Annotated in this window: 4 protein-coding genes and 1 pseudogene; 2 read left to right on the top strand and 3 right to left on the bottom strand. The window is 46.3% G+C overall.

Annotated elements, in window-relative coordinates:
- Positions 1-869, bottom strand: an 869-nt coding sequence (gene ldpA, locus RMO27_RS05390; RefSeq protein ID WP_309730126.1) for a circadian clock protein LdpA, incomplete at its 3' end; no start/stop codon positions are given.
- 241 nt (positions 870-1,110) lie between these two features.
- Positions 1,111-1,725 carry a 2-hydroxychromene-2-carboxylate isomerase gene (locus tag RMO27_RS05385; RefSeq protein ID WP_309730124.1) on the bottom strand — a complete coding sequence of 205 codons (615 nt, stop codon included), beginning with the start codon at positions 1,723-1,725 and terminating at the stop codon, positions 1,111-1,113.
- A 219-nt stretch (positions 1,726-1,944) separates the two neighbouring features.
- Between RMO27_RS05385 and RMO27_RS05380 the strand changes: the two genes are divergently transcribed.
- A complete protein-coding gene (locus tag RMO27_RS05380) occupies positions 1,945-2,346 on the top strand; it encodes a hypothetical protein (RefSeq protein WP_309730121.1) in 402 nt (133 codons plus the stop codon).
- Between the two features lie 85 nt (positions 2,347-2,431).
- Here the strand turns inward: RMO27_RS05380 and RMO27_RS05375 are convergent, their stop codons facing one another.
- The gene (locus tag RMO27_RS05375) at positions 2,432-2,743 is read right to left on the bottom strand and encodes a metalloregulator ArsR/SmtB family transcription factor (protein WP_309730119.1); all 312 of its coding nucleotides are present in this window, start codon (positions 2,741-2,743) and stop codon (positions 2,432-2,434) included.
- A 343-nt stretch (positions 2,744-3,086) separates the two neighbouring features.
- On the opposite strand from RMO27_RS05375, the pseudogene RMO27_RS05370 reads away from it, so the two are divergent.
- Positions 3,087-3,487, top strand: a pseudogene (locus tag RMO27_RS05370) (alkene reductase); the annotation flags it as partial.

Below are 3,487 nucleotides of genomic sequence, written 5' to 3'. Positions count from 1 at the left end.
CGTTCCCGTAATTTGGGGACGGTGTAGTGGTTGGTACCGCCAGCTAGTTGCACGTAGCCAGGGAGATGAGCCGCCAAGACTTTCTCACCCAATTTGATGGCTGCATGAGTCGTCCCCGCGCCAATATCCCCACTCATCGGTCTACCATCGGTTTGCCAGATGAGCTGAAACGGCAGTGGGTGGGATGTGTAAGTCGCCGCAATCGTAGCGTAGATCGATCGCAGGTATGAGATTAATTCATCACTATCGGGACAACTAATCGCTAGCAATTTGAGGTGGTGAGCTACAGGAGCTAGCACGCTCCACAACTGCCGAAAGTCGTCTAAATGACCCGTCTGAGTATGAATTTCGATCGCGTCGATCCCACCTGCGGCTGTGAGATACGGGAGGATACTACTCGGCGTCGCCGCCCGATCGCGCGTGGTAATCAAGCCCAACGGACAAATCGGCAAGCACCGACCGCAGCCATAGCACCGACTATCGATGACGCCATCAAGATCGATGGCATCAGCCGGACAAATCCGCTCGCACGGACGCAGACAATCAGTCGGACACTGTGACGGGTCAAATTCTGCTTTGCGAAAATGGGGATCTACACCATCATTTAAACTCACCATCAATAATGGCGCACCGTGAGTCGGATATCGCCGATCTTGACTTGTGGCTGCTAATTTTTGGGCGATCCCGATCCCGTCTTTTGCTGCGGTAATTACCGCCAAATCGGCAGCGACATCGATACAATCAGCTCCCGCTAATGTATAAGCGATCGCCAGATTGCGGATGGCTGGTAGATGCCCAAAGCTAGCCCCACAGATGAGTTTGAACCATGTGCCCCTAGTTAATGAATGCAAGGGTGAAGGATATGACACTAGGACTTGGCTGAATTTTTTCTGACACTATTGCTAGTGGAAATGTGTTAGCTGTATCTATTAAAAACATTCATGACAGTCACCATATTTACCCGAAGTTAGTCAAGAGCCGTTGTATGAATTATATCTAGATTTATAGGTGAGTTTCCACCAGTGGGGATCGATGTTAAGTTTCTGTAATGGACGATCTTGCCGCCGAGTTAGAGTTCTGGAGATCGATCTGAGTTGCTGGCTGTCCATGCTAGCGATCGTTTTGGTGTAAATCGAGATAATGCCGCAACAACATGAGTCGATCGTTGCCCCAGAATATTTCACCATCAATAATAAATGTGGGCACCCCAAATCCGCCAGCCCGAACAGCACTATCGATCGTCCGATCGAGTTGCGTCAATGTCTCTGGCGATCTCAGCGCAACCTGAAAATCAACAGCATCAATTCCACAAGCTTCGGCACGGATCGTACATTCTTGCTCATCAATCTTCGCGAGTGAATCCTGAAACATCGCCATAAAGAGTAATCTACTATACTCTTCAACCTTACCCAACCGTTTTGCTGCGGTACAAGCTTGTGCCAATAGCTCTGAATCAAAATCTACTCGTCCACGCGGTTCGAGATAAGGGATGCCATATAATTTAGCCCACCGCTGAGCATCGAGTTCGCGATAAGTCCATTCGTATTGGGTTGAAACGGGCTTTCCTTCAAAGGGGCTGCGTTCGAGTTGAGAAATCAGCCTCACGCTGTTAACGGGATGCCATTCTACATGACAGCCAGTAGCTTGTTGGAGAGCATCAATTTGTGTGGCTGCGAGATATGAATAACGGCTCCCGATCGAGTAATAGAAATCAACAATTTTCATCTTTTCTGAATCGATCGGGTTGGCTCTGTCATTTTAAACGATCGATCGAGTCTGGCAATTCCCACCGACAATAGAGATTGAGTCTGTCGGGATCGATCGAGATAATGAGTCAAATAAGGGTGTTTTGATAAAGAATAGATAATAATTTTAGCAATTGCGCTCGATCACAGCTCCTCCGTCATATTTGAAGCAAGCTGTAATTAACAATAGAGAATTGCCATGCACCATCCAGATGTCTACGATATTCTTTCGATCGTTGAAGATTACTTTGTACTGACAGATAGTGAGTTTAGATGCAAAATCGAACCTGTGATATATTCTAAGCCCTATAATCGTGACAAACCTGATGAAGATTTTCGAGAGCGCAAAGGACTAAAAATATCTCGTCAACTTAATCATGGAAGAATCGAGATCAATATTTTTGGTATTGGGAAAGATTATGACTGCATGGACTGCCAGTATTTTACAGAAGGTCAGTTAACCCCGATTGAAATTATCGACAATAGTGCTGTTGTCTATAATATTGAGACGACTAGAGCAGCAATTAGGAAAATAATTATTCTTGATAGAGATAGTAGTATCAAGTCTGAATCATCAAAACAAATTGCTTTTGCCAATTAAGCAGAATAGATTTCTATTAGGGTGGGCATTGCCCACCAGCTAGGGTTTAAGCATTATTATTGAATTCTTACAACCAAAAACAGCATTATTCAGTAGTAACAGGAGATCGTAATACCACAGCCAAGAGTCCTGGATAAAGCCTGTCGAGATCGGCAGATCGAAGCGTATTAATGTGTTGAGTTCCTTCCTTCCGCGTTAATACCAACCCCGATTCGCGCAAGATTTTGAAATGGTGGGACATCGTAGATTTCGCAACAGAGCAATCTAGATCCGAACAAGTTAATTCCCCTATTTGGGCTAATCGTTGGACGATCTGCAACCGCACCGGATCTCCCAAAGCGTATAGTACGCCGACGAGGGAGATATCTGCGGATTGGGGATGATAGAAGGGGCGCATGGTGTGTAGGGTTGACAGTTGCAGATGTGCGATGCTCCAGGGGAGAGGCTATGCCAACGACTTCTAATTGGATCGACAGCTACTTGCATTATCTCATATTCGTTGATATAGTTTAATAGTTCGAGAATATCGAATTATCGAAATAGATCGAGCAAACTAACCTACTATTAGCCCACGATGCCGCCAACGATTGAAATCGTGGCTAGTGTTACGAAGTTCGCCTGCGCGGACTAGTATTTCAGTCTGCGCAGGCGGACTGAAATACTAGCAGAGACTTTAGTCTCTAGGCTCTTCCTATCTCACACTAACTTTAATCAAGCCCTTCATTATTATTTAGTTAGCTATGACATTTACCCATCTGTTTACACCGCTAAATATCGGCGCATTAACTCTAGCCAATCGGATGCTGATGGCACCATTGACGCGCTGTCGGGCGGATGAAAACCATGTACCGACGGCTTTGATGGCGGAGCATTATAGTCAGCGGGCTAGTGCGGGATTGATTATTGCCGAGGCTACTGCGGCGATGGATGGTTGCTCGGCGTTTGGGGCAGAACCAGGAATTTATAATGATGCTCAAGTGGCTGGCTGGAAACTAGTCACCGATGCGGTACATGCCAAAGGTGGCCAAATTGTCCTCCAGATTTGGCATGGTGGGCGGGCTTGTCATCCATTATTGAATGGTGGTAAGGTGCCTGTTGCGCCGAGTGCGATCGCGATTACCAATGACGAAATTCATACTCC

This window comes from Chamaesiphon sp. OTE_75_metabat_556 (assembly GCF_031378165.1).
In the GTDB taxonomy this organism is placed as follows: domain Bacteria; phylum Cyanobacteriota; class Cyanobacteriia; order Cyanobacteriales; family Chamaesiphonaceae; genus Chamaesiphon.
Note: the sequence above shows the minus strand (reverse complement) of the source record. Positions and strands in the feature narration are given on the sequence as shown.

Excerpts from the sequence above, each read along its gene's own strand:
- RMO27_RS05385 (WP_309730124.1), bottom strand. The coding sequence starts at position 1,725 with ATGAAAATTGTTGATTTCTATTACTCGATCGGGAGCCGTTATTCATAT.
- RMO27_RS05375 (WP_309730119.1), bottom strand. The coding sequence starts at position 2,743 with ATGCGCCCCTTCTATCATCCCCAATCCGCAGATATCTCCCTCGTCGGC.
- RMO27_RS05380 (WP_309730121.1), top strand. The coding sequence starts at position 1,945 with ATGCACCATCCAGATGTCTACGATATTCTTTCGATCGTTGAAGATTAC.